1 protein-coding gene is annotated in these 1,083 nt (G+C 50.5%); it reads left to right on the top strand.

Features of this window, described 5'->3' with window-relative positions; translation table 11 throughout:
• Positions 1–1,083 (top strand): RHS repeat-associated core domain-containing protein (locus HMPREF3016_RS01310; RefSeq protein WP_305794006.1); only part of this gene is annotated, 1,083 nt, incomplete at both ends.

Genomic DNA, 1,083 nt, shown 5'->3' with positions numbered 1-1,083 from the left:
CGGGTTCTCGTTTACCGGTGCCGGGTCTGTGCGTGTTGCCGGTTTGGATGTGATGGGTGCCCGCGTCTTTGATGGTGCCTCGAAGCGTTTCCTCTCGACGGACCCGCTGGCCCAGGTGCCGGGTACTGGTTTCTTCGCGGATGTATATGCGTTCTGTGGGAACAACCCGGTAGGACTGATGGACCCGTGGGGTCTGAAGCCGATGTCGCCGGATGAGTTCCAAAAATATTCTAGGGACAAGGCTCAGAAAGATTTTCGGCAATATTTCGTTGCTGGTGCCATGCTCGTTGTGGGTCTTGCTCTGACGGCTGCTGCTGTGGCGACAGGACCGCTAGGCATGGTACTGCTGGGTGCTGCTTCGGGTGCTTTGATGAGTGGTGGTATGTCGGTGATTACCCAGAAGATGGAAGGTAAGAATGTTGATTGGGGCGCTGTTGGTCGAGACGCTCTGATTGGTGGTCTTGCCGGTGGTGCCGGTGGTGTAGTCGGCGGTATTTTTGCGAAGGGCGCTACTGTGGCAAAGGGCCTAGCAACGGCAGAGAAAGCGGGTAAAATCTCTCGTGTTGTACAAATGGGTGTGAAAGCATCGGATAAAATCAACGCTGGTATTGCCCGTATAGGAAACACCAAGCTTGTCTCTGCGTTCAGGAATAGTAAGTTTATTAATGGGGCGAGTAATTGGGTTGGTAACAAACTCTACGGTAAAACCTTCGAAGGCGGCGTTGATGAACTTGGTGCTAAGGTAATAGGCAGCGGGCTCCAAGAAGGCGTAAAAGATGGTACATCTTCTTCGGTGAAATATGCCGCAACAACTGATAATTGGAATGGTACAGACCAACTATCGGCTTTTGGCATGGGGTTTACTGGTGGTTTTGTGTTTGGTGCAGTTGGTGGTGGTGCGAACCAAGGGATGACTGCTTCATCAGATTTAGCAAAAGAAACAGGAAAAACAGTCAGCAAATTAAATAACCCCTGGACTCGTAATTACGCTAATGACTGGATTACTAGTAATGGTGCTGATGCCATATCTATCGGTTTAGACCAAAAGATGAGTCCGGAGGAGAAGGCTCAGAAGATGATTCA

It is taken from the genome of Rothia sp. HMSC065D02 (assembly GCF_001815285.1).
Classification (GTDB): domain Bacteria; phylum Actinomycetota; class Actinomycetes; order Actinomycetales; family Micrococcaceae; genus Rothia; species Rothia dentocariosa.
The sequence above is the reverse complement of the archived record's forward strand: the minus strand, read 5'-3'. Positions and strand labels throughout refer to the sequence as shown.